The sequence below is a fragment of the Candidatus Diapherotrites archaeon genome, assembly GCA_016205145.1.
Classification (GTDB): domain Archaea; phylum Iainarchaeota; class Iainarchaeia; order Iainarchaeales; family JACQJH01; genus JACQJH01.
This window is the reverse complement of record JACQJH010000002.1, coordinates 282,010-304,839: the sequence shown is the minus strand read 5'-3', so window position 1 is coordinate 304,839 and position 22,830 is coordinate 282,010. Positions and strand designations below refer to the sequence as shown.

General features: G+C 50.6%; 23 protein-coding genes and 1 tRNA gene. 3 read left to right on the top strand and 21 right to left on the bottom strand.

Annotated features, from left to right (window positions below):
* Positions 1 to 84 precede the first annotated feature (84 nt).
* The 4 genes from HY394_04755 to HY394_04740 all read right to left on the bottom strand — a co-directional run bounded on the left by HY394_04755 (position 85) and on the right by HY394_04740 (position 3,931).
* Entirely contained in the window at positions 85 to 564 is a 480-nt protein-coding gene (locus tag HY394_04755) for a hypothetical protein (GenBank protein MBI4053322.1), read from the bottom strand.
* 364 nt (positions 565 to 928) lie between these two features.
* Positions 929 to 1,738 (bottom strand): mechanosensitive ion channel, encoded by an 810-nt coding sequence (locus tag HY394_04750; GenBank protein ID MBI4053321.1) that lies wholly within the window; start codon positions 1,736 to 1,738, stop codon positions 929 to 931.
* 198 nt (positions 1,739 to 1,936) lie between these two features.
* Positions 1,937 to 2,791: a hypothetical protein gene (locus HY394_04745; protein ID MBI4053320.1), complete on the bottom strand. Its 855-nt coding sequence runs from the start codon at positions 2,789 to 2,791 to the stop codon at positions 1,937 to 1,939.
* A 150-nt stretch (positions 2,792 to 2,941) separates the two neighbouring features.
* Positions 2,942 to 3,931: a hypothetical protein gene (locus HY394_04740; GenBank protein ID MBI4053319.1), complete on the bottom strand. Its 990-nt coding sequence runs from the start codon at positions 3,929 to 3,931 to the stop codon at positions 2,942 to 2,944.
* A gap of 129 nt (positions 3,932 to 4,060) precedes the next feature.
* Here HY394_04740 and HY394_04735 point away from each other — a divergent pair, with 129 nt between their 5' ends.
* A complete protein-coding gene (locus HY394_04735) occupies positions 4,061 to 4,171 on the top strand; it encodes a preprotein translocase subunit Sec61beta (GenBank protein ID MBI4053318.1) in 111 nt (36 codons plus the stop codon).
* A 298-nt stretch (positions 4,172 to 4,469) separates the two neighbouring features.
* On the opposite strand, the gene speD is transcribed toward HY394_04735, so the two are convergent.
* The 16 genes from speD to HY394_04655 form a co-directional block, all read right to left on the bottom strand.
* Entirely contained in the window at positions 4,470 to 5,399 is a 930-nt protein-coding gene (gene speD, locus HY394_04730) for an adenosylmethionine decarboxylase (GenBank protein ID MBI4053317.1), read from the bottom strand.
* Positions 5,400 to 5,406: 7 nt separating this feature from the next.
* Positions 5,407 to 6,321 (bottom strand): deoxyhypusine synthase, encoded by a 915-nt coding sequence (locus HY394_04725; GenBank protein ID MBI4053316.1) that lies wholly within the window; start codon positions 6,319 to 6,321, stop codon positions 5,407 to 5,409.
* A gap of 46 nt (positions 6,322 to 6,367) precedes the next feature.
* Positions 6,368 to 9,247, bottom strand: a complete 2,880-nt coding sequence (locus HY394_04720; protein MBI4053315.1) for an isoleucine--tRNA ligase — start codon at positions 9,245 to 9,247, stop codon at positions 6,368 to 6,370.
* An 85-nt stretch (positions 9,248 to 9,332) separates the two neighbouring features.
* Positions 9,333 to 9,404 (bottom strand) — tRNA-Ile (locus HY394_04715).
* A gap of 115 nt (positions 9,405 to 9,519) precedes the next feature.
* The gene (locus HY394_04710) at positions 9,520 to 9,885 is read right to left on the bottom strand and encodes a single-stranded DNA-binding protein (protein ID MBI4053314.1); all 366 of its coding nucleotides are present in this window, start codon (positions 9,883 to 9,885) and stop codon (positions 9,520 to 9,522) included.
* A gap of 67 nt (positions 9,886 to 9,952) precedes the next feature.
* Positions 9,953 to 10,675 carry a hypothetical protein gene (locus HY394_04705; GenBank protein ID MBI4053313.1) on the bottom strand — a complete coding sequence of 241 codons (723 nt, stop codon included), beginning with the start codon at positions 10,673 to 10,675 and terminating at the stop codon, positions 9,953 to 9,955.
* A gap of 26 nt (positions 10,676 to 10,701) precedes the next feature.
* Positions 10,702 to 11,265, bottom strand: a complete 564-nt coding sequence (locus HY394_04700; protein MBI4053312.1) for an AAA family ATPase — start codon at positions 11,263 to 11,265, stop codon at positions 10,702 to 10,704.
* Between the two features lie 43 nt (positions 11,266 to 11,308).
* Complete coding sequence (locus tag HY394_04695) at positions 11,309 to 11,821, bottom strand: hypothetical protein (protein MBI4053311.1); 513 nt, start codon at positions 11,819 to 11,821, stop codon at positions 11,309 to 11,311.
* A gap of 87 nt (positions 11,822 to 11,908) precedes the next feature.
* A complete protein-coding gene (locus tag HY394_04690; protein MBI4053310.1) occupies positions 11,909 to 13,549 on the bottom strand; it encodes a TCP-1/cpn60 chaperonin family protein in 1,641 nt (546 codons plus the stop codon).
* 184 nt (positions 13,550 to 13,733) lie between these two features.
* Positions 13,734 to 14,072: a YgiT-type zinc finger protein gene (locus tag HY394_04685; GenBank protein MBI4053309.1), complete on the bottom strand. Its 339-nt coding sequence runs from the start codon at positions 14,070 to 14,072 to the stop codon at positions 13,734 to 13,736.
* Positions 14,051 to 14,335: a DUF4258 domain-containing protein gene (locus HY394_04680; protein MBI4053308.1), complete on the bottom strand. Its 285-nt coding sequence runs from the start codon at positions 14,333 to 14,335 to the stop codon at positions 14,051 to 14,053. The genes HY394_04685 and HY394_04680 overlap by 22 nt, the downstream gene beginning before the upstream one ends.
* Positions 14,336 to 14,460: 125 nt before the next feature.
* Positions 14,461 to 15,846: an MFS transporter gene (locus HY394_04675; protein ID MBI4053307.1), complete on the bottom strand. Its 1,386-nt coding sequence runs from the start codon at positions 15,844 to 15,846 to the stop codon at positions 14,461 to 14,463.
* Between the two features lie 111 nt (positions 15,847 to 15,957).
* On the bottom strand, positions 15,958 to 17,196 hold the full coding sequence (locus HY394_04670; protein MBI4053306.1) for a hypothetical protein: 1,239 nt from the start codon (positions 17,194 to 17,196) through the stop codon (positions 15,958 to 15,960).
* Positions 17,193 to 17,930 (bottom strand): ABC transporter ATP-binding protein, encoded by a 738-nt coding sequence (locus HY394_04665; protein ID MBI4053305.1) that lies wholly within the window; start codon positions 17,928 to 17,930, stop codon positions 17,193 to 17,195. Before HY394_04665 ends, HY394_04670 begins: the two co-directional genes overlap by 4 nt.
* 118 nt (positions 17,931 to 18,048) lie before the next feature.
* The gene (locus HY394_04660) at positions 18,049 to 19,224 is read right to left on the bottom strand and encodes a hypothetical protein (protein MBI4053304.1); all 1,176 of its coding nucleotides are present in this window, start codon (positions 19,222 to 19,224) and stop codon (positions 18,049 to 18,051) included.
* Between the two features lie 20 nt (positions 19,225 to 19,244).
* Complete coding sequence (locus HY394_04655) at positions 19,245 to 20,222, bottom strand: hypothetical protein (GenBank protein ID MBI4053303.1); 978 nt, start codon at positions 20,220 to 20,222, stop codon at positions 19,245 to 19,247.
* A 240-nt stretch (positions 20,223 to 20,462) separates the two neighbouring features.
* Here HY394_04655 and HY394_04650 point away from each other — a divergent pair, with 240 nt between their 5' ends.
* Positions 20,463 to 21,446, top strand: coding sequence for a sodium:calcium antiporter (locus HY394_04650; GenBank protein MBI4053302.1), 984 nt, complete (start codon positions 20,463 to 20,465; stop codon positions 21,444 to 21,446).
* A gap of 6 nt (positions 21,447 to 21,452) precedes the next feature.
* A complete protein-coding gene (locus HY394_04645) occupies positions 21,453 to 22,025 on the top strand; it encodes a phosphotransferase (protein MBI4053301.1) in 573 nt (190 codons plus the stop codon).
* On the opposite strand, the gene HY394_04640 is transcribed toward HY394_04645, so the two are convergent.
* Complete coding sequence (locus HY394_04640; protein ID MBI4053300.1) at positions 22,015 to 22,758, bottom strand: class I SAM-dependent methyltransferase; 744 nt, start codon at positions 22,756 to 22,758, stop codon at positions 22,015 to 22,017. The genes HY394_04645 and HY394_04640 overlap by 11 nt on opposite strands.
* Between the last annotated feature and the right edge of the window lie 72 nt (positions 22,759 to 22,830).

Genomic DNA, 22,830 nt, shown 5'->3' with positions numbered 1-22,830 from the left:
GGAAAGAGGGACCTGAAAGGCAGCCCGACAAAAGCGTCATTTCCGGCAAAGGAGGTGGGGTTGGTGTTCTAGAAAAAAGTCTTTCTAGAGCCTCGCCAAAAACAAAACTTTTTTTCCGGACTGCACTTTCGAAAGGTATCCCTCCCTGAACAATCTGTTCAAGCGCTGGCTTGCCGCGTTAAGGCCCCTGTAGCCAAGCTCTTCTTTTATCTGCCTGGCTTCAACCTGGCCATTTCTGTGCACGGCCTCGATGATTTTCTGGTCCTGCCCGGGCAGGAGCTCTATCTTTCCCTCGCGTGTTGGGAGCGAAGGGTTTTCTGATTTGACTGAAAGCATGATTTTGTCGAACTTGTCGAAAATCTGTTCCAAAAGCCTGTTGGTTTTCTCGCGTTCCTTGGCAAGCTTGAACATCAAAGTTGCCAGAAAGACGGGATTGTCGGCAAACCGCCTGATTTCGTCAAGCATTTCGGCGTCCGAGGCAAAAGCGCCCAATTCGGGCTTTTCCGCCAAAAGCCTGGCCTCGGCAAGCAGCCTCTCCATGTCGGATGAGTCATGACCCTTCATGTACTATCATGATTGTGTCATGATGTATTTAAACCTTGCGGGGCGCGGAGTTTTGCACAAAAAGGGGGCAGAAATTAGGGGTTTATACCTCGTTTTTGTGCAGTTTCGGTGTTTCTAGTTTTTAGCTTCAGATTTGTCCTCGGCATAAGGGATGGGCCCTATAGGCCCGGCTTTGTCCTTTGCCTTCGATTTTGGAGATTTTTGCCTTTTTTTATGACTTGCCGCATTTCTTGAATGTTTTCTTGCTTTTGACATATTTGTGCCCCCGTGTGCTAGCAATAGTGCCTTTTGGGCATAAAAGCATTCCATGCAGAAAAAAGGGCGCCTTGCCGGGTTTTTTGTGCAACCTTGGCGCTTTTTGCGTTCAAATGCCTGCTCCCGGCCTGAGCTCGATTTTGTTTTCCTTGAATTTTTCGAAAATCGTCTGGTTGAGGTCTGACGCGATTTTGTCCTTGTTTTTTATGTCGTGGATCCAGACCCGGAGTTCTATTGCGTAGAAGTCGGCTGAAACGCCTTTTATTACGACGTCGGGGTTGTAGGTTTTTTTTTCGGTTTCCTTTTGCAGGATTTTTTCGAAAAACGTGGTTTCATACGGTATTTCGGGCAATACGTTGGGGTCCTTGAGGCAGATGTCCATGAGGATTGCGTTTATTTTTTTGACGTCGGCTTTTGCGCTTACCTGCAATGGCAGGGCGAGGCGCAGCACTTTTCCGGTCGAATAGTTCGTGAACGGGTTTGACATGAAATAGGCTTTTGGAATAACCATTATTTTTCCGTCAAAGGTTTTCATTTCAACTGAAAGCAGGTTTATGTCCTTGACCTGCCCCATTTTGCCGTCCAATTCTATGATGTCGCCTTCGGACAGGCTTTTCTGGAAACCGGTTATTATGCCGGCAAGGACGTTTGACGCGGTCTGCTGTGATGCAAGCGCAATTGCGATTCCGATTATTCCTGCCGCGGCGACAAAGGAGTCGATGTTCTGGTTGAGCACGAAGGTTATGCCGACATAAAGGAATGCAATGAAAAACGCGTAGTTGAGCGCTTTCCCGATTTTTTTTGCCGTTGACCTGTGGTTTTTGAACAGCCTGAATAGCGCAAAGTATGAAATCTGGCCGAGCAGGAAAGCCAATAGCATGAGGGCGATGAAAATGAATATTTGCGTGTAAAGGCCCATGGAAATAGAAACGGGCTACCCTGTTAATAATCCTTTTTCCGCAAGTCAGCTTTGCGGCTGAACGTTAAAAAGTTTCCGAGTGTTGGCGTGGCAGCTTATGCGGGTGAAAGCAGGATTGCACTTATTGTGAACAGCAAAGCATGCGTGGTGTTCCGCAACAGCGTGAACACCACAAAGCGTACCAGCCGGACGTGACGGCTACTTGGACAGGTATTTCAGAGTTTTCTTGAATATTTCCGGAGTCTTTCCGGGGTCGTAGTTGAAGTAGATTGCTTTTCCGACGACAAGCGTTTTTTCGGTTATCGCAGGATAGCTTTTGCCAGTGACGACATCGCGGACAAATGCGATTTCGTTGTCCGAAGGCGTAACGTCAAAAACTTCAAGCAGGTAAGGCGGAACGTCCGGCAAGGCTGGCGCGAATTCGATTCCTTCCATTATTTCGTGGTCGAAGTCCTGCCTGAAAATTATTCCCCTGATCGTGATTGGCATCAGGCACGTCGGAATGCTGTTTTTTCCGGGAGCGCATTCCGCCGGAACAACGTCGCCCATTGTCGCGCGCCATCCTACAACGTCGGATGCAATGCCCTGGCTTTCAGAGCTCAAATAGATTGCGGAATTTTTTATTACAATGAGTTTTCCGCCGGTTGAAACGAAATAGCGCAGCGCTTCCCCCAAGTTGCTTGAAATGCTTTTGTCGGCCTGGTTCGACTGGTCGAGCATGACAATCTTGTATTGTGCAAGCTGGTCACGCGGGTTGACAGTGAAAGAGGCAGCATCGCGTTCCCTGTAATTTATGAGCCTCAGGGTTTTCGCTTCGTCGAGCACGCTTCTCAGTTCGCCGCCCGGGCTGCCGATTACAAGCATTTGCGTTGGAACATTCTGGTCCAGAAACGGAATCTGCCAGAACCCGAATCTTTGGCCCAAAAACCCGACAACGATTATGATTAGAATGAGCGGAACGATGCCTTCAAGGTTTCTTCCGGCATGCGATTGGAATGACCCGCCGCCTGGCGCGGGAGGCAAAGGTTCAGTGCCAGCGTCTTCAGGATACAATCCAACACCTTAATTTTTTCCCATTAACCTGTTAACCAATATCTTTCTTTGTTTCTTGTCTTTAAATATCTTTCCTTCGGCCAAATTTGCTATCATAATATTCTTTGTTATTTAAAAATGTTTTTGTTAGATTTTTTTGGCGGGCCTGTTTCATTTGCCGAGCATTCCGTTGTACATGTTGCGCACTATGCTGAAGTATTTCTGGTTTTGCGCGAGCTTGGGGTTTGCGAATAGTTCGGGCGGCATGGCGTAGTACGCGACTCTTTCCCCGACGCCTGAAACCACTATCATCGGCGAAGTGCTTCCCGCGGGCTTGTTTTCGGCGTCAAACAGCTGGCCGCCGTAGTCGACTGTCAGCACTTCGGTTGTGACGTATCCTGTGGTTGTGTTGACTATTGCAAAGTCTTCGCCGTCGAACACGCGTAGCACAAGGTTTGTGGAAAGGTTTGCAATCAGCGGATGCTCCCTTGTCGGTTCGGGCCTGAGGCTGCCGACCGACGTTGAATTGTCTTTTTGGCAGGCTTTGATTTTACAGTAATTTGCCTTGTAGTTCACTGATATGAGCTGGTCGAAACTCACAATTGTGTCTCCCACTTTCCTGGTCCAGGGGCCGATTATCTTGTGCTCTTTCGAGTTTGCGTCCGGGCTTTCATCCGCGAACAAGTAGTCGTCGCCTGTTCCGAGTTCAGTGCCCGCATCCCCGGTCCAAACAAGCCTGCCGCCGGATGCGGCGTATTCGATGAAGTCCTGGAGTTTTCTTGTTTCAATTTTTTTCGCCCTTTCGACTATTACAAGCGCGTATGGTTTGAGGTTTCCGAGGTTGACCCTGTCGATGTGCAGCATTGTCGGCTTCACTCCGACAAACGCCGGGTCCGCGAGCAGTTCCTGCAATAGTTCCGGGTCGCCCAGGCCTTCGTTGCCGTAAACTATGAGCACTTTCGGTTTTCCCATTATGGCATAGTACGTGTCGCACCAGAATGGAACTGCGTTGCATTTTATCACGCCGGTCCAGGTTGCCACAAAAAGCAGGACTGCGATTAGCGCCAGCAGAACGAGAAAGTTCGCAAGCGGGTTTGATGGCGGCGCGGCCTTTTTCGGCATGTATGCGGGCATCGGCGGCCCGAAATCGAATCCCGGCATGTCAAACCAATTATTTTTATTGGTAACCCCCTTAAATAATCTTTCATTGGTTTTTCCAGAGGGTGGTTTTTGTTGGTCAAGTTTTCAAAGGGTCCGGGCGTTTCAGGGCCGAGTTCCAGCCTGGGCATAATGCGTTTTTTTGATTCGGACACTAAAGGGCCGAAAATCCCGCCGTTGTTTGTGGTTGGCTTTGCGGTTGCAACGATTGTGGTGCTTGTTGCGGCGCACCTGTTCCTCTGACTCGGCGGTTTCGTCCGCAGCCGTCTCGTCCGGCGGGTACGTTTTGTGGTGTTCACGCTGTTGCGGAACACCACGCATGCTTTGCGGGGTTTGCAAGGGGTGCAACCCCTGCAGTGTAGCTGGCTCGCCCTGCTCGCAACGCCGGTTCCGACGACGGGTACTTTGTAAAATCCAAGATTTTGCGACGTGCCCGGAATCTTTGGATCTTGGAGCATTGCCGTTGCAATACCCATCTGCTTTTGTGCTGTCGCCTCTTCAATGGCAATCTGGTTTTTGCCTGGCCTGAAGTCCGCGTTGTTCAGGCGCTTTTTCTTTCCCTGTCAATTATGCCTTTGGCTTCTTCGACGTCTTTCGGGTATTCTTTTCCGCGCTCGATCCTTTTCCACACCACGTCTTCGGCTTCAAGCTTTTTCCGCACGAACTCCACTGCCTGCGCCTGTTCGAATTCCTTGCATGAGACTATGTCGACTTTTGCGAGTGCGCGCGCGGGATAGGTGTGGATGCTTATGTGCGATTCGGCTATGAGAATGAAGCCTGAAATGCCGTTGTCGTCGGGTTTTTCCGCGGAATAGTTTATTGTGGCAGGCCCGCTGATGGGTTTCATGCCGATTGTTTTTGCGAGTTCGAGGAGGAATTTTTTGACAAAGCTTTCGCTTGACAGGTTTTTGCTTTTGCACTTGTAGCAGTCGATTGCAAGCTGCGGCCCAAACTCCGCCTTGAATTTTTTCATGAGCCTTTCCATGGCGTAATCCGCCAGCCGGTAGCTCGCGTCAAATGCCACGATTGCCATGAGGAAAATCCAATTGCCGTAAAATGCGCCGATGGCAATGCACGCCAATGGCAGCATCGGCCTTTCGCCGAGCACGCCCGGGCTTTTTTCCAAGTCGTTCAGGAACTCGTCGAGCCATGCAAGCAGTGCGAACGCAATGAACAGCAATGCGTTGATTTGCGCTAAGCCGAAAACCGCGACAACCGCTATTATGATTGCCACGCCAAGCTGGTGCGCCTTGTGGTCGATCCTGCCGAACGCTATGTTGCCCGCCATTATCCCGAAAATGAGCGTTGCAAAATCCGAATTCGTCGATGCAAGGTAGCCGGCAACCGCGCCGTACATTATTGCAGTGAAGTACTTGAGGCTATCCCTTGAAACGAACCTTTCGTCGACAAGGTTGTCCGTGAGCTTTGCGAAAAAGCCCGACAACCCGAACAAAATGACTTCCGGAATCATGCGCTTTTCACAACAGCCCTTTTTCCTTGAGCGACGCGACAATCAATGGCACTGCGATTGTGGCTTCGCAGAAAACGTGGACGGAAGAACCTTTTTCCTTGAGCTTGCCCCAGCTTTTCGCTTCTTTCGGCCTTGCGCCGCTGAGGCTGCCGTCGAACTCGCCTGCCGTTGAAACGTAAACCGCGTAGTCGAGGCCTTCTCGCAGAATGTTCACGCCGATTGTATGGTGCTTGGAGATTCCGCCGCCTAAAATGATTGCCCCGGTTTTGTCCGCGTTCAGCACAATGTCAGCCAGCTCTTTCATGTCCTTTGTGACGTCAACAATGAAACCAGGGTTGTCCTGCCTGAAAAAGTACATTTGCAGCCCGATCGCGCCGTCGGTTATGCCGGGGCAGAAAACAGGAATCGAGTTTTTCCTGCACCAGTAAAGGAACGAGTCCTTTCCGAGTATTCCGCCGATTTCGGAGTTGAGTTCGCTGGGCGAAAAAGGCTTTTTGCCTTCAAGCATTTTTTTGTAAACGGGCCTTATTTTCTGTTCCAAAACCTCGAAGCCTTTTGTGGGCACGAAAATGTTGCCGATCCTGTTGATGCCTTTGGCGTGCAGTTCGGAATCATCGGCGTCAAAGCTTCCGACGGAGTATGGCACGAAGCTTTTGATGATGTCATGGTCTGTGCTGCCGGCAGTTGTTATGATCGCGTCGACGAATTTTTTCCTGCACAGTTCCGCGATGATGCCTCGCATTCCCGTTGCCACCATGTTTGCGGTGAAGCTGAGAATGATCGTCGCCTTGTCCTTTTTCATTTTTTCAATCAACTCGACAGCCCCGGCAATGTTTGTCGCCTGGAAGCCGGAGTTTGCGAACACTCCTGAAATTCCCTTGGCGGAGAATGCGTCCGAGTCGAAGTCAACTATTTTCTGCATGGTTTTGTCACCCGTTTTTCCAGCTTGCCGGTTTTTTTCTTTTTTTTCATTGTCCTATCTCTAAATGGAATCCGCGCTTTAACAGCTTTTTCATTTCGCCTTTCGCCCCGGCGATTTTCGTGTTCGTTTCTTCCTCTATCTGCTTTGCGAATTTTTTGAGGAAAACATTGTCGTCGCAGCTTATTCCCAGCCTGGCAGTGTCGTTGGGGTTGAGGTTTGCCTCTTTTCTCATGGCCTGCACCTGCCTGACAAGTTCCCGCAGTTCCCATTCGTCTTCAAGCTCTTTCGTGGTTGCGATGTCAAGGCAAAGAGTTGTTTCTCCGGCCTGCTTTTCCGCGAACTTTCCTGCAGGCTTTTCCTTTGCTTCGGAAACCTTTTTCACGTTCGCCATTTTTGCGAGAATATCCTTTGCCTTTCCAAGCTCTTTTCCGGTCTTGGTCACCACAACAAGCCTGTTCAACGGCCATCTGAGCCTCAGCTTGTTCTCTTCCCTGAGAGCGAGGCAGGCCTGTGCAAGTTCTTTCACCAAGGACATTTCTTTTTCCAATGCCTTGTTTTCAAGCTTTTTGTCCGGCTTTGGCAGTTCCAGCAGGTGGATGCTTTCAGGCATTTTTCCAGTGCGGATGTCCTGGTAAATGTATTCGGTTATGTGCGGCGTGACCGGCGCAAGCAATCTAAGCAGGTCGAAAAGGATTTTTGACACCGTCCGCGCGAGCGCTTTTTCCGTGCCTGTGCCGACGCGTTCCCTGACAAGCTTGATGTAGGTGCGGCTGAAATCCTCCATGACGAAATCGCTTATGCACGCCAACGCCTTGTAAAACGCGTAGCCGTTGTATGCCTGCAGTGTTTCCTCCGTCACTGAATTGAGCCTTGCAAGAATCCAGTTGTCCTCCGGCTCAAGCTGCGCGGCATCGATTTTATCCGCTTTTTCTGCGTCTATCTCAAGATAGAGTTTTGCGAAATTGTGGCAGTTCCAGAGAATGTTGAAAAACCTTGAAATGTCGCTGAACCCGTTCCAGTCGAAAGAGAAGTCCTCGCCTTTCGAGGCGGAAATAAGGTAATATCGCAGGTAGTCGCGGTTGTATTTTGCGATTACCTCCTGCGGCCTTATCATGCTTTTTAGATTGCTTTTTGCCATTTTTTGCTTGTCTGGGCCGAGCACTATGCCGTGCACCATTATGCTTTCGAACGGCTTTTTGCCGAAGCAGATTGTCGAGGTTATGAGCTGCGAGTTCCACCAGCCCCGGACCTGGTCTGTTCCTTCGATGTTCAAATCAGCGGGCCAGAACCTTTCAAACTGCTTTTTTTCAGCGGGAAAGCCGAGCGCTGCCCAGCTTGAAACGCCGGAATCGAACCAGACGTCCAAGACCTCTTCGACCCTTTTCATTTCATTGCCGCAATCGCATTTCATTGTTATGGCGTCAATGTAGGGTTTGTGCAGGTCAATTCCTTCCGGCACCTTGGCAAGGCTTTTGAGTTCCGCAAGCGAGCCGACAACCTTTCTTTTATTGCATTTTGCGCACACCCAGATCGGCAGGGGCGAGCCCCAGTAGCGTTTCCTTGAAACCGGCCAGTCGCCGAGGCTTTCAATCCAGTTTTTCATCCTGTCCTTCATCCAGGCCGGAACCCAGTTGACCTTGTCGTTTTCCGCGAGCATTTTTTTCTGAATCTGCGAAACGCGGAAGAACCACTGCGGAGTCGCAATCATCAGCAATGGAGTCTTGCATCTCCAGCAAAGCGGATAATCGTGCGTGTAAGGGTGCCTGTACACCAATGCTCCGAGGCTTTCCAAATCATCGATTATTTCCGGGTCGACCTGCCTTGCCTTTTTGCCCGCATACTTTCCCGCTTCTTTTGTCATTGTGCCGTCGATTTCAACCGGCGACAGAACCGGCAGGCCTGCTTTCGAACCGGCGTCGAAGTCTTCCTTGCCGTGGCCGGGTGCAGTGTGCACGAGTCCCGTGCCTTCGTCGAGGTTCACGTACCTGTCGCTCAGGATTACGCGGTAAGCGTTTTTCGTGTCCTCCGGCTTCAACGCGAGGTTCTTTGACAATGGATTGGAATATTTTTTCCCTTCAAGCTCTTTTCCAAAAAACGTGCGCTTTACAGTGTAGCCTGCCTCAATCGCGGCCATGAGTTTTTGCACCAGAGCTTCCGCCACAATCCAGGTTTCGCCGTTGCTCAGGCTGACTTCAGAATACTTGAATGCGGGGTGCGCCATTATGCCCGTGTTTGCGGGCAGGGTCCAGGGCGTTGTAGTCCAGATGACAAAGAATTTCCCTTTTTCGCCTTCGATTGGAAATTTCACGTAAACGCTCGTGTCAGTCTGCTTCGCGTATTCTATTTCATTGTAGGCAACGGCCGTCGCGCATCTCGGGCAGACGTGCACGGAATACTTTCCAAGGTACAGCAGGCCTTTTTCGTCGGCTTTTTTGAACGAATGCCAGATTGCCTCGATGTACGAGTTTTCAAGCGTCTTGTAAGGGTTTTCCCAGTCCATCCACACCCCGAGCTCCTCGAACTCGGAATTCATTGTGCCGATGAACTGCGTTGCAAACTGCCTGCATTTTTTGACAAAGTTTTCAACGCCGTAGGCTTCGATGTCCTGCTTGTTTTTGAAGCCCAGCTCTTTTTCGATTGCGTGCTCGATTGGCAGGCCGTGCGTGTCATATCCCGCGCGGTCGAAAACCTCGAATCCCTGCATGCGCTTTGACCTGATTGCAACGTCTTTCAGTATCTTGTTGAGCGCGGTTCCCATGTGGATGTGGCCGGTCGCGTATGGCGGGCCGTCCATCAAATAGAATTTTTCCTTCGCCTTGGCGTTCTTTCGCCTGGCCTTTCCGGGGATGCCCTTTTCCTTCCACAGCCTTTTGACTTCGGCTTCCTTTTCAGGCGAATACGCCTCAAGCAATTTCTTTTCCTGCATGCGATTTCACTCTTTTTTTGGCGCGCAGATGGGTATTGAGCGGAGCGAAATACCCGTCGTCGTTTCACCCGCGCGAAAGCGGGTTTGGGCACGGGCGGATTCGGACCGCCGACCGTTGGTGTATAAGACCAATGCTCTACCGCTGAGCTACGCGCCCGGCTTTTAAGGATATGACTGAAGTAGTCTTTAAATAGTTAAACTTCCCGGTTTTTTGAAAAAGTTTTTTGCCATGCCGGCGGCTTTTTTTGGCTTTTTTTTGCCCTGTGGCAGTTTCAAGCCTGTCTTCCGGAGAACTCTTTTTCGCTGAGGTTGTTTTTTTCGTTGGCGTTTTCCACGGTTTCAGGGCTTTCCTCTATAGTGCCGAACCTGCCGATGTTCACTCTCAGGGAGTTCTTGAAAAAAGAAGCATAGGCGTTCGTCACCTTGTACGATTTGCCTTCCTCGACTTTTGCAATCGTGTCATCCCAGAGCGTCAGGAGCACGGTTCCTGTTTCGTCGCCGACAAGCGCTTCCGTTACTTTGTGCGTTGAGCCGTCGAGTTTTGAGCTGACTTCGCGTTCCTCGTTCTTTTTGAGTGCCTTCACTGTCAGGTCAATTTTTTTTCCGTACGGCCTTATTTCGCTTACCTTCATAGTCATCGGTAAGATTCGGCTGGCAAGCTTATTTAAAGCCACCTTTTTTCGTGGAAAATTGCCTGCCTTCAGCCTATCTGAACTTGTTCGCGAACTTTTTGGCCTCGAAGCCCAGCTTTTTGATGTCTTCCTTGAACGCTACACCAAAGGATATTCCTACGACTATGCCGGTTATTATTGCGGCGGCCCACAGGAACGGGTTGAGGAAGAAGTAAACGGCCTGCAGCAGTATCTGGGTTTTGGCGTCGCCGACAACGTATGTCAATGACAAAAGAACAGTAAACAGCAGAATTGCGGCTTCGACTGCCAGTCCGGCGGCATTCCTGTACCTGTGCTCGGTTGCGCTGATTTTGTTCCTGACGTAGCGCGCTGCAAGCAACCCGAACAGAAGCACTATTATCGCGGAGACCGCGAGTGGAATGTAGTAGACAAGGGAATTGATGAGTGTTTGCACGACTTTGAGCTCGACTCTTACTGCGGCCTCCGCCAGGAACACTCCGAGAATGTACCATTTGGAAAGGCTTCCAAGAATGTCGGATATCGGGGTTTTGCCTATGGCCGGATGCAGGTTCTGTTCCTCGATCCACTGGTCGATCCTTATGCCCTGCAGTATCTTTACGACTATTTCCTTGGCGATTTTGGCGGCTATTACGCCGACGATTATGAGTATTACCGCGACAAGCAGGCCTGGAACAATTCTCGCTGTTTCATTGAGAAGGTTTTCGCCGATTCTTGCCAGGCCAAGGCCAAGAATGCTGATGAAATCCGTTATCGGGTCAGCCATTTTCAAAACCACCAGCTTTTATTGGGTTTTTCTTCTTTTTAAGGCTTTGTCTTCCCGGCAGGTTTTCGGGGCTTTTTTTGGGCAAGCCGGGCGGCCATTTCAACTTTTTTTTCCAGCGCATCAAGCGTCGAATTGTTTTCAATCATCATGTCAGCCAGGCCGATTATTTTTCCAAGGCCCTTGTTTGCAACGTCGCGCTCGTCCCTTGCAAAAAAGTCTTTTTCGGCCTGCGGGTCGGCTTCGGATTTCCGTTCAAACCGCATTGAAGGCTCGGCCTTCAATGCAATCAGGTAAAAGGAGTCCGCCCTGCCTTTGAGGAATTCGGCTTCCTCTACGGATCGCATGCCGACCGCCACGACTTTTTCGGATTTTTTCGCTTCAAGCCAGAGCCGTTTTGCGACGCAGTCCATGCCCTCGGCTTTGCGCAGTTCGTCCCCCACTTTGGACATGTTTTCCTTGCTGATTTCAAGGCCGCGCCTTTCAACTTCCGCTTTGAGGAAATCCGAGAAAACCAGTTTTTTGAAGCCGAATTTTTTCTCCAAAACGTTTGCGGCAGTGTCCTTGCCGCTTCTCGCCATGCCCGTGAGCGCGATTATTATCACAAAAAGTCCACCGCTTTTTTTTAGTGCCCGGCAGTTCCGGCTTTCATTTCCTGAAAAGGATTAACCCTAAAACCGTTAAAAAGACGAGCGGCAGCAAAAGAACGTTCGTTTCGTCGACGTTCAGGGTTTGGACGCTTTTGGGCACGGTTACGAGCGCCTTTGCGGTGTTGTCCGAAAGATCAGTCTCTCCGCCGAATCCGGCAGCGGTTATTTTGATGTAATAGTTTTTGCTTCCGGTGGTCTTTCCTGCAAGGTCAATGTTCCTGGTAATCGGAATTTCCGAATGCGCGGCGATTGCCCTCGAGTCGGGGGGCACTATGTTGTCTGCCACAACCGCATTTGTCGTTGCGTCAAGAAGGTCGAAGGTGATTGTCGCAGTGGCATTGGCCGCAGACACGTTGCTGGCAGTAAATGCGAGCGCGGCAACCCCTGTCTGCGGGTCGAAGGTTATGGAGTTGATTGAAACCGCCAACACGTCCGCGGTTTGAGCAAACGCCTGCGGCATTGCCAAGCACAGCAGCAACAGCGCGGCAACCCGCATAATTGTTTCCCGCATGATTGCTAATTAGTTTTTTGTAATATATAAAGGTTGTTGGGGATTTGCCGCGCCTGTAAAAAAAGAAAAAGAAAGGAAATGTGGTTTTCACATTTCCATGCCCGGCATTCCGCCCATGCCGCCAGGCATTGGCGGAGCGGAATTCTTGCTGCTGCCCGCTATGATGTCGTCGATGCGCAGGATCATTTCCGCAACTTCCGTTGCCGAGCTGATTGCCTGCACTTTCACGGACAAGGGCTCTATGACGTTGGCCTTTTTCATGTCGGAGAGCTTTCCCGTGAACACGTTCACGCCGATGTATTTTCCGCCTTTAGAGCCGTGCTCGGAGCGCAAACTGACAAGCGTGTCCAACGGATTCATGCCGGCCGTCTCCGCCAAGGTTCTCGGAATCTCCTCGAGGGTTTCAGCGAATGCCTCGATTGCAAGCTGTTCCCTGCCGCCGATGGTCTTAGCATAATCGCGTAGTTTGAATGCGATTTCGGCTTCAACCGCGCCGCCGCCAACGACAATTTTGCCGTCCCTGACGGCCGTTGCGGTCGACATCAAAGCGTCGTGCACGGCCCTTTCGATTTCGTCTATGACGTGCTCGGTGCCGCCCCTTATGATGAGCGAAACTGCTTTCGGGTTCTTGCAGCCTTCGATGAAGACCATGTTGTCGCCCGCGATTTTCTTTTCGTAAACCGTTTCGGCTTTTCCGAGGTCGTCCTTTGAAATGTCCTGGAGCCTTGAAACGACTTTCGCTCCGGTCGCCCTTGACAGCGCCGTCATGTCGGACTGTTTGACGCGGCGCACTGCAAGAATGCCTTTTTTTGCAAGGAAATGCTGTGCCAGATCGTCGATGCCCTTCTGGCAGACGACGATGTTTGCGCCTGACTCTGCAATCCTGTCAACCATCTTGCGCAGCATTCCCTCTTCCTGGTCCAAGAACGCCTGCAATTGGTCGGGCGAAGTGATTTCGATTTTCGCGTCGGTTTCGGTTTCCTTTATTTCCAGTGCAACGTCGACCAATGCGATTTTCGCGCCTTTCACGCTTTTCGGCATTCCGGAATGCACGACTTCCTTGTCGACTACAATGCCCCTGATGAGCTGGCTGTCGGCAATCGAAGCGCCTTCCTTCTTTTCAACCTTGATGTTGTCGATGTCAATCGTTGTTTTGCCGTCCGCATCCTTGTCCGCGACAAGCTTTATCGCCTCAACCACCAAGTCGGAGAGGGTTTCCTCGCTTTCCGCGCTCTTGCCCGTCATGGAAGTGCGCGCAATGTTTTTCAGCACCCTCATGTCATCAAACGAAACGGGTTCGCCTAATTCCCTGACGACTTCAATCGCCTTTTTCGAGGCTTCCCTGTAACCCTTGATTATGATGCTTGGATGGATTTCATCATCCAGAAGCTCTTCGGCTTTTGCGAGCAGGCCGCCGGCCAGAATGACCGCTGTCGTGGTGCCATCGCCGACCTCGTCGTCCTGGGTCTTGGCAACTTCAACCATCATTTTTCCAATCGGGTGGTCCAAGCTCATTTCCGTCAGGATAGTCGCGCCGTCGTTTGAAATCGTCACGTCACCAAGTTCGTCGACAATCATCTTGTCCATTCCCTTGGGGCCGAGAGTGCTTTTCACTGCGTTAGCGACTGCCTTGCCGATGAGAATGTTTATGCGCTGCGCGTCCCTTCCGCGCGTTCTCCTCGTTCCCTCTGACAGGAACATTACCGGTTGCTGCTGGTTTTCAGCCATAATCCATTACCTCCAAAAAAACCAAAACCCTGGCTTTTAACCCAAGTTTTTAAGATTCAAAATCCGACCATTTCACGCGCCCTTTTGCGCGCATATCCATCAAAAAAGCCTGACAAGATTGATGGATATAAATGTTTAAAAAGCTTTGGCGGCCTTCCCGGTAAGCCGCAATTTCATCATGTTTTTAACAGATTTTGACTTTCAACATTTTTTCGCCTGCCGGCACAAGCTCTATTTTTTCGCCTTTGCGCAGTTTGTAGAATTTTGCCAAATCGGGCGGGATTGTTATCGCCAGCGAGCCGCCGGTTGAGACTATTTGCCTGCTGAAGCCGAACTGTTTTCTTGCTTCTTCAAGAGTTTTGTCAACCATGTTTCCTGTCCCGAATTGCTCCCCGCATTTTTGGCATTCATATATGGGGCTGTCTTTGATGCTGATTGCGCCCCCGAACAATTCAACGCTTGACTTTGACAGCTTGGCGTGCCCTTCGCATATCGGGCATTTTATTTTTGCTTTGAAAACCATAATTCAACCTCCTTTTTGCTTGACTCCCACAAAGTTATTACTATTATTCGCTTTTTGTCCTCGGCTTTTTCAATAGTGAAAAATTTGCCTGCCACAACTCCCACAGTTTCAAACTTGTTTTTCATGTATTTTTCGTCAAAACCTTTGTTTAATCGCACCAGTTGCTTTTTGATTACCATTTCAATTTCGGCTCTTGTGAACCCATGGAGCAATGCCCGCTCTATGAATCTTTCCCGTGCATGCCGTGTCCAGAATACTTCCACCGGAAACCACTGCAATAAGCGTGCCAGAAACAATATTTAAGACGATGCTTTTTGTAGTGAAAAAGTAGAGTATTATGTTGGCTGGCTTTTTACTGGCTTGGCCATCTGAACGCCGGTTTAGGCTGTCAGATTTTCATCCTGCTTTTCAGGCCGGAGATTTTTTTTCCTATGATTGCTGCTTCGTGCACCAGGCCGTATGGCGGCCTGATTGTCACGAATTTGAAGAACAGCTGCCTTTTCGAGACAAGCTGGACTTTGCGCACTTCCTTTATCCTTGTGACGAAAACGCCGGCGGCCGCAAGCCTCAGCATGGTTGAAACCAGGAAAACGAACAAATAGTTTGAAGGCCAGATTTTCTGGGTTGCATGGTCGAGGATGTAGCTGCCTGCGAGCGCGCCGAGCACCGCCATGACGCCAATCACGATGTTCTGGTACGCGAAGTATTTCGCTATTTTTCCGGGTTCGACCGAATCGTACAAAAAGTTTGCCGCAGCCAAAGTGAATCCGGCCCAGACGAGGCCTGAAAACAACTGCGCGGCAATCAGGTAAAGGGGGTTTGAGGAGAACAGCCAGAGCACGGGCACGATTGAAATGAGAAATGCCGTAATGGCGATTATTCTCCTGTTGCCGAAAGTGTCGCCTGTCAGGCCCCACCTGCGCATTGCAAGGATTGTCGCAAGTGCCGCGGCCGAGTTCACTATCGTGAAGGTCAGGTAGTCGAAGCGCAGGGCGCCGAGCATGTAAGGCGTGAAGTATGGCGCGGAAAGGAAAACCGAGAAGTTCATGAACCCCATGAACAATACGAACAACCCGAAATTGCTTTTTCGCGCGGTTTTGATGAAATGGCCTAAGCCGTCGCCTTTTTCCTCGTCCCAGATGTATTCGGGTTCGTGCATTTTTTTGAGGTATGCGAGCGAAATGAACCTGTAAGCCATGGCTATGAAAAACATTGACGCGAAGCCGAACATGAGCGCTTCCTTCGAGTACAGGTTGAGGAAATAGCCTGCCGCGAGAGTCGCACTCAAAGCAGTGAGGCCGGTCATGGCGTTCCGCCTGCCGAAGTATGCGCCCCTTTCCTTTGGCGAAACCAAATCCGCCATGAGGCTGTTCCACGCGGGGCTGACAACCTGGCCGAACATTATGTAAATGCAGTAGAATGCTATCAGGATCCAGACAGCGTTTTCCCTGAAAACAAAGGGCACCAGTGCAATGAACGCCCACATGACTGCCTGCAGGAACACGAACGGCAGGATTATCTTCTGCCTGTTTTTCGTGATGCCAAGAATTTTTGCGCCCGCAAGCTGGACGACTGCCCCAAGCAGCAGGGGCAATGCCGTGAGCAATCCGACCTGGAAGGCGTTTGCATGCAATGCCAGCGCGAATGGAACTGCGAGCGATTCGCCGAAGCCCACCATCACGGAGAAAGCCATTCCGTCGACTATGGAGTTCCTGAGCGAATCGCTTTTCCTTTTCTCTGCTTGCTTCACAATTTCTAGGTCGGAGAGCGGCATGTCATCCCTGAAAAAAACAGGTTTGAAAAAAATTCAAGCTGAATGCAATCCGGGTTTTTGGCTTTTGCCCGAAAAAACAACGGGCAAAAAGCACAATTCAACGCAACTCAATTACAGCGCTTTCTTCCCGCGCTTTTTGAACCACCAGTAGGCAATGCCGGCAGCAACGATTATGCCCATGTACAAAAGCCATGGCGTCTGTGCGGGGTTCTGCGCGGCTATTTCCGCAGCAGAATAAATCTTGAACGGAACCTTTTTTTCCACCGACACTTCTTCCCCGAAACCGTTCTTGTACGAGAACGTCAGCAGAAGATCCTTTTCGCCAGTGGCAGAGTCCTTGTTCACGATGGTGTCAATTGCGACCGAGTCGAAGTCGTCCGATTCAAGGGTTCCGATGAAGAATTCCTTCTGTGAAAGGAACATGTCATTAGAGTCGACCCTGACAGTGAGGAATTGCGCGGAACCAATGCCGACGTTGTAGAGTTCAAGGCTCAGTTTTGTTTTTCCGCCCGGCACAGGCAGGGGCTCTGATTCCGAGAGCGTCGCCCCTATTTCCGGCTCGTTTGAAGCCTTGATGCCCACGTATTCCTTTTCCGAATACTTGGACTTGTTTTCGTCGAAGAATTCCACGTTGATCGGAATGTAATATGCGTTGGCCTGCGCGCCCGGATTGATTATGAACGGCAGTGAAACCGGAGCGCTTTCGTTCGCGTTCAGCTGGGGAATGTAAACCGAGCCGGCGCCCAGGGGCACGACGTTCCTTTCAACGACAACGCCGGTGGAAGTTACGGTCCTTTCCTCGTCAAGGCCGACTGAAAGGTTTATGGCGCGGCTGCTGCCGATGTTCCTGACGACAATCTCAAGCGTTGACGATTTCCCGATTTCCGCGGAGTCAGGCGAGGCTGAAACGATTTTTATTATGGGTTTCCTGCTGAGCACGGAAATGCTGTACGGCGTTATCTTCTCGGTTTTTCCCTCGCTGCCAAGCTCGAAGAATATGTCAAAGGTGCCGTCTGTTGCCGACGGGTCGAGCAGGATCTTGAATTTCACGAGCGCGGTTTTTCCCGGAGGAATGTCGCCGAGGTCGCGCCTTGTAGTGTCGGTCGGGTCGAGGGTGAACGGGAACGTGGTTTCGGACTGGTCGGATTTGAGCTTCAGGTTGAAGAACGCCACGCCCGCGGTGGAGGTTGACTTGTTTGTGACGTTCACAAACAGGTTGAGGCTTTGCCCAGGAATGGCGGGCGATGGGTTGTAGCTTACGGATGAAACCTCAAGGTTGGCTGCAAAGGCCGGCAGGCAGAACAGGACCAAAAATGCCATGAATGCCGCAAAACCGAATTTTTTGTTCACTTGTAGTCCCTCCTAACGGATCTGGAATTCTCTGAATCATTGATTTCGGTGCTTATAATTTCACCGTCTTTGATGTTTATTATTTTTTGCGCCCTTTCGGCAACATATCTTTCATGCGTAACAATCAAAATGGTTTTGCCCCTGTCACGGTTGAGGTTTTCGATGAGTTGGAGTATTGTCGCGCCGGATTTGGAGTCAAGGTTGCCGGTCGGCTCGTCCGCCACGATTATGTCCGGGTCGACTGCAAGCGCGCGTGCAATGGCAACCCTCTGCTTCTGCCCGCCGGAAAGCTCGTTGGGCTTGTGGTCCATCCTGTCGCCCAAGCCCACGTCCTGCAGGATTTTTGTGGCAATCTCCTTTCGCCCCTGCGCCGGAACGCCCTGGAACCACAATGGCAGCATGACGTTTTCCAGCGCCGACATCCTTGAAATGAGGTTGAAGCTCTGGAAAATGAATCCGATGGTTTTGCCCCTCACCACGGCCAGCTCGGAATCGCTCATTTTTGAAATTGGCTTCCCGTTGATGTAAACCTCGCCATGCGTCGGTCGGAGCAATGCGCTCAGGATGTCAAGCAGTGTCGTCTTGCCCGAGCCGCTTTGGCCGATGATTGAAACGAATTCGCCTTTTCCGATTTCAAGGTTTATTTTCTTCAACGCGGCAACCTGCACCTGGCGGCCCATGTCGTAGACCTTTGAAACGTTCTCGGCCTTGATGATTGCCTGCGCGTGCTGCATGCTTTTCCACTTCCAGCAAAAAAATCGGAAGAAACCGGTTCCTGTTGAATGAAATAAGTGGCCCCGCATTTAAATTAGTTTTGATGCGGTTTTCGGATTTTTTTCATGCGGAAAAAGTTCATATGCCGAGTTCTTTTTTCGCAAGAGCCGTGCCTTCGACCATGTTCTGCAGTTTTTTGAACGCAACTTCCCAAGTCCTCGTCCTCAGGCCGCAGTCAGGGTTGACCTGCACTTTTTCCGGTCCGCCCAGAAGCTCGGAAGCGAGCAGGACGCGGTCCTTGACAAGCTGGGGCGATTCAATTACGTCAGAGTGGATGTCGACTACGCCCACGCCGACGCTGATGGGCATTTTGTATTGCTTGAATAATTCGATTGCCTTGAACGCTTCAGGGTTCACGCTTTTCGCGCCGAATTTTCCCGGCGAAGCGTGGTTCGTGAATTCGATCTGGTAGGAATCAGCAACCGATTCGGACAGCTCCGGGAACAGCACGGAATAATTGCTGTAACACAGGTGCACGGCCTTTTCAACGCTTTTCGGCGCGTTGGCGAAAGAGGAGTTTATGGATTCCGTGAAAACCCTTGACTCCTGCTCGTTTGTCGCGGCGGCAGGCTCGTCGATCTGCACGACTTCCGCGCCGGCTTCAACCAGCGCATCAACGACAGGCCTGATCACGTGCTCCGCAAATGCAAGAATGGCTTCGCGCCTTCCCGCCATGTAGGCTTCCGTCCTGCTTTTCCCCGCTTTCTCGTGCTTTTTCTGGAAGAATTCAACGTAACTCCAGTCCGTCATTGTGTAAGCGCCGGTAATGCATGGCTTGACAATCCTGCCGGTGTTTTTTTTCACAAAATCGAATTCTTCGACAAACCACTGCACGGCATCCTTCTCGAGTTCGAGTTCACCGGCAAGAATGCCTTTCCTGAAATAATTCGCGTCAAATGAATTCACAAAACCCGCCTTTTCAATGTTGGGAATCTTGCGTGCGAGCATGTCGTACATTTCCGTGCGCGGCTGTTCGCCGTTGAAAACCCTGTCCAGCCCGGCCTTCTCCTGCATGCGAATCACAAAAATGCTTGAAATGTCGACAATGCGCTTCTTCTCTTCCCCGCTTCTCTCCTTGCCGTCCTTTGACAAAAGCGTTTCCAACTCTTCAACAATTTCGTTTTCGACGCCCAGCCTTTGGCCCCATGAAAGCGCATCCTTTATCCAAGCCGGATTTGCCTTCGCGTTAAGCTCCTGCCGCCAGATCGGGCGCTGGATGCTTCCGATTTCCTGCGTTATGAAAGACTTTGCCATAAACAACCCAAACCAATTGTTCAGTTTCCGCCCCTGCCAAGAATTTTTGCCGCGCCGGCAAGCGATTTTATTTTTTCAATGCCCTGCTCGAACGGCACGTCGAACAGCCTGTCGTTGGGGCCGATGAAATAATCGCCGGAAAACTTCGCGGACTTTTCAAACTCGCGTGCAATCTTCGCCATGTGCTCCGGCATTTCAACGCCGATGCGCTGCCCGTCGGCCGCGCCGAGCAGTATGTCCTTCGAGGTTTTCACCTGCGCAAAGTCAGTGAACGAAGCGTCGATGCCGGCAAAATCGAATGCCGTGCCTTCAGCCAGATGCAAAACCTTGGAGGCGTCGGCAAGCGGAAAGTTCACTCCGACCTTCAATCCGCCTTTTTTCGCCTTTTCCGCGAAATCCTCTGCCCACAGTTTTTCGTCAAGCCTTTTCAGCGACAAATCGTAGCCCACGGAATTTTCGGAGAACAAAACCGCCGAATAGCCTTTTGCCTTCAATGCCATGGAACTTTTCACGATTGCTTCGGCATAATCGTCTGCAAATTCCTGCCCGCTTTTGTAATGGGAGTGCTCGGCGAGCCTGAAAAACGTGTAAGGCCCCTGCAAAAAAACAATGCCGTTGCCTTCAACTTTCGGCAGCCAGTCGGCAATCTCGCTGCCCCCGCATTCAAGTTTTCCGGAAACGCTCGGCTTCCTGTAAAACGTGTTTGTCCTGAACCAGCGAGTGACCGGTCCAATGGCGTCCTCGCCTTCGCTCTGCCTTTTAGCAAACCCCGTCCAGGAATGCGCCAGCGGCCTCATCAAATCGAGCCAGTCGAGCTGTCCGCCGGAAACAAAGGCAAAGCCTTTTTGCTGTGCGGCAAGAATTTCTTCGGCGTCCTTGTCAACGCGTGCCTTGAACTCATCGTATTTTGCGTGCCCGTCGCGCACAAGCCTGTGCGATTTGATGGTTTCAGGCGACCTTGTAACGGTGCCAGACAGAGTTGCGCCCAAAAAAGCCATGCCAGAACACCGGATTTTCCAAAAAAGCAGATTATTTGTTGCCGGTGAAATGTTTTATAAGCTATTGTCGGACAATATTTTTTGCCGATGAAGAACTGACGATGACACCGACCCCTTCAGGGAATGAAGATAGATGGGCGAACCGAGGCATTTGTTTTTTGTTGTAAGTTTTTTATTCTGTTTTGGGTTTTTCAGCTTATTTTTTTATAGTTTGCCTGCGTTAGCTTATTGGTTTTTGGCGTGATTTTTGAAATTTTTTTGCTTTTGCTCGGCGCTTTCCTGCTTGTGGTGGGCTCGGACTGGGTTTCGGAGGCGGCAACCTTTCTTGCAAAGCGCTTTCACACCACTAACACTGCTGTCGGAATACTTTTGGTTTCAGCTGTTTTGAGCCTGCCCGAGCTTCTGGTCGCGATTCTTGCGATTGTCAAAGGCGAGAACGGCATCGGAGTAGGCGTGGTGCTCGGTTCGATTGTCGTCAACCTCGGCCTTGTTATAGGGATTTCCGCGATGCTGCGCCCGATAGTCTTTCCAAGGCACATCATTTCGCGCGACGTGGTCTTCATGGTTGTGGCAACCATCGTGGTTTCATTGATTGTGCTTGACGATTTCGGCATAACCCGGCGCAACGGCATTGTTTTCCTGCTGTTGTTCGTGCCGTACATCATCAATGTTGTCGAGCAGGAAAGGGCTTTGGCAAAGGAGCAGCGCGAGCGCGAATCCGAAAAAATCGAGAAAACCCTCATGTTTTTCGGCCGCCTTGCTGACGGCGCGTCTTCCATAAAGGACCCCAAATTAATTTTTTGCGCAGGCATCCTGTTGCTGTTGGCAGGCGCCGAGCTTTTCACTTCGGGCCTGTCGGGGATAGCGGTCGCGTTTGCACTGCCCAAGCTTTTGGTGGGCGTAACTCTTGGCGCGATCGGCCCGAGCCTGCCGAACCTTGCAGCCGCAATCCAGGCCGTGAGAAAAAAGTACGACGATCTGGCGGTATCCGAAACAATCGGCTCGAACATTTTCACCTTGCTGGTCACTCTCGGAATCATATCGCTTATTGCGCCTGTTTCGATTGACTCCGAAACCGCGTTTGTCACTGCGCCCGCGATTTTGGTTGTGAGCCTCGCCTTTTTCGCTTTTTCCCTGCGCGGCAGGATTTCAAGGAAAGCAGGACTGATTTTGCTGCTGCTTTACCTTGCAAGCGTTGCCGCGGAATTCCTTGTGCGCCTGTGAAAGATTATGCCTGGAGCGCCCCTTGAAAGCAGGCTGGAAGCGTTTCTCTCGGCCAACCGCCTGAAACTTGACAGGCAGCTGTCAAAGGGCTTTTCCTCGAAAATTTTTTTGGTGCGGAAGGCAAGGAAAAGCTTTTGCCTGAAAATCGAGCGCGACGATTCGCCGAGGCAGGCAATGGCGGAAAGGGAAGCTGCCAATCTCGCGCTTGCGAATTCCGTTTGCGTAGGGCCCAAACTTTTTGCCCAGGATTCAGAAAACCGGTGCGTTCTCATGGAGTTTGTCGAAGGCGAACGCTTCACGGACTGGCTTTTGGATGGCAATCCCGGAAAAAGGCAGCTCCGGGCTTTCATAAATGATTTGCTTGGGCAGGCGGACAGGCTCGACTCGGCCGGATTGGACCACGGCCAGCTTGCGGGCAAGGGCAGGAACATTCTTGTCAGGAAAGGCGGGCCGGTAATAATTGATTTTGAGAAGGCTTCCATTGCAAGGAAACCGCACAACCGCTCGCAACTGGAATCGTTTTTGTTCAAAAGCAGTAAATCGGCGGTTGTGAAAAGGATTTCTGAAACTATTTGCTGACTATTTTTTTTTCTATTTCCCAGATTTCGTAGTGCCTGTTTTTTATTATTGGTTGTTCCTTGTCGATTATTTTGGTGATTTTGATTTTGCAATTGAGGCTTCTGATGAATTTTTTGAGTTCTTTGCCATCGTATTGGTTGTAGTAAAAGTAGTCTAACTGCCTTGTGGTTTCCTTCTCTCTTGGCGGGATGAAGAACTCGATTATCACCTTTCTTTTTGCCACTCTGACCGATTCCCTTATCGCTTTTTTGCAGGTTTCCGGTGCCAGGTGCTCTAATACATGGCTTATGATGCAGATTGAATATTCCGCGTCCTTGAAATCTAGTTTTGTTATATCGCCTTTCCTGAAATCCGCTTCAGGAAACCTTTTTTTTGCTATTTTGACCATCTTAGGGGTAATGTCTATCCCGATGTAGGTTTTTGTTTTGCAATTTTTTCTGAATCCGTCAAAAAATATGCCCGGGCCGCAGCCAATATCAAGAACTTTTCTGCCGGCTGTCCTGTTTATTGCGGCATACAATGCGGTTCTGGTAACCGAATTTGACGGTATTTCCGACAGGTAATCGTCTGCCAAATATTTTTCCGGCTTCAACTGCCATCGTTCGTGCCTTTTGAGGCCTAAAACTGCCAGCACGGACGGTTTAACAATCTCGTTGCTGAGGGATTCGAAAACACCGTGCACGCGCAAATCTATGCTGGAAAATAATTTGCCGATAGTTGGGGCTTTTTTCATAATTTTATTTTGCGTGGTAACCTTAATATTTTATTCCGCGGTGACTCGCTTTCTCCGTGCGTGAAAAAAACC

Coding starts and splice junctions, on each gene's coding strand:
- HY394_04725 (MBI4053316.1), bottom strand. CDS start 6,321: ATGCAGAAAATAGTTGACTTCGACTCGGACGCATTCTCCGCCAAGGGA.
- HY394_04660 (MBI4053304.1), bottom strand. CDS start 19,224: ATGGCAAAGTCTTTCATAACGCAGGAAATCGGAAGCATCCAGCGCCCG.
- HY394_04695 (MBI4053311.1), bottom strand. CDS start 11,821: ATGCGGGAAACAATTATGCGGGTTGCCGCGCTGTTGCTGCTGTGCTTG.
- speD (MBI4053317.1), bottom strand. CDS start 5,399: ATGATTCCGGAAGTCATTTTGTTCGGGTTGTCGGGCTTTTTCGCAAAG.
- HY394_04640 (MBI4053300.1), bottom strand. CDS start 22,758: ATGAAAAAAGCCCCAACTATCGGCAAATTATTTTCCAGCATAGATTTG.
- HY394_04645 (MBI4053301.1), top strand. CDS start 21,453: ATGCCTGGAGCGCCCCTTGAAAGCAGGCTGGAAGCGTTTCTCTCGGCC.
- HY394_04675 (MBI4053307.1), bottom strand. CDS start 15,846: ATGCCGCTCTCCGACCTAGAAATTGTGAAGCAAGCAGAGAAAAGGAAA.
- HY394_04720 (MBI4053315.1), bottom strand. CDS start 9,247: ATGCAGGAAAAGAAATTGCTTGAGGCGTATTCGCCTGAAAAGGAAGCC.
- HY394_04690 (MBI4053310.1), bottom strand. CDS start 13,549: ATGGCTGAAAACCAGCAGCAACCGGTAATGTTCCTGTCAGAGGGAACG.
- HY394_04665 (MBI4053305.1), bottom strand. CDS start 17,930: ATGCAGCACGCGCAGGCAATCATCAAGGCCGAGAACGTTTCAAAGGTC.
- HY394_04655 (MBI4053303.1), bottom strand. CDS start 20,222: ATGGCTTTTTTGGGCGCAACTCTGTCTGGCACCGTTACAAGGTCGCCT.
- HY394_04750 (MBI4053321.1), bottom strand. CDS start 1,738: ATGGGCCTTTACACGCAAATATTCATTTTCATCGCCCTCATGCTATTG.
- HY394_04740 (MBI4053319.1), bottom strand. CDS start 3,931: ATGCCGGGATTCGATTTCGGGCCGCCGATGCCCGCATACATGCCGAAA.
- HY394_04755 (MBI4053322.1), bottom strand. CDS start 564: ATGAAGGGTCATGACTCATCCGACATGGAGAGGCTGCTTGCCGAGGCC.
- HY394_04710 (MBI4053314.1), bottom strand. CDS start 9,885: ATGACTATGAAGGTAAGCGAAATAAGGCCGTACGGAAAAAAAATTGAC.
- HY394_04735 (MBI4053318.1), top strand. CDS start 4,061: ATGCGTTTTTTTGATTCGGACACTAAAGGGCCGAAAATCCCGCCGTTG.
- HY394_04685 (MBI4053309.1), bottom strand. CDS start 14,072: ATGGTTTTCAAAGCAAAAATAAAATGCCCGATATGCGAAGGGCACGCC.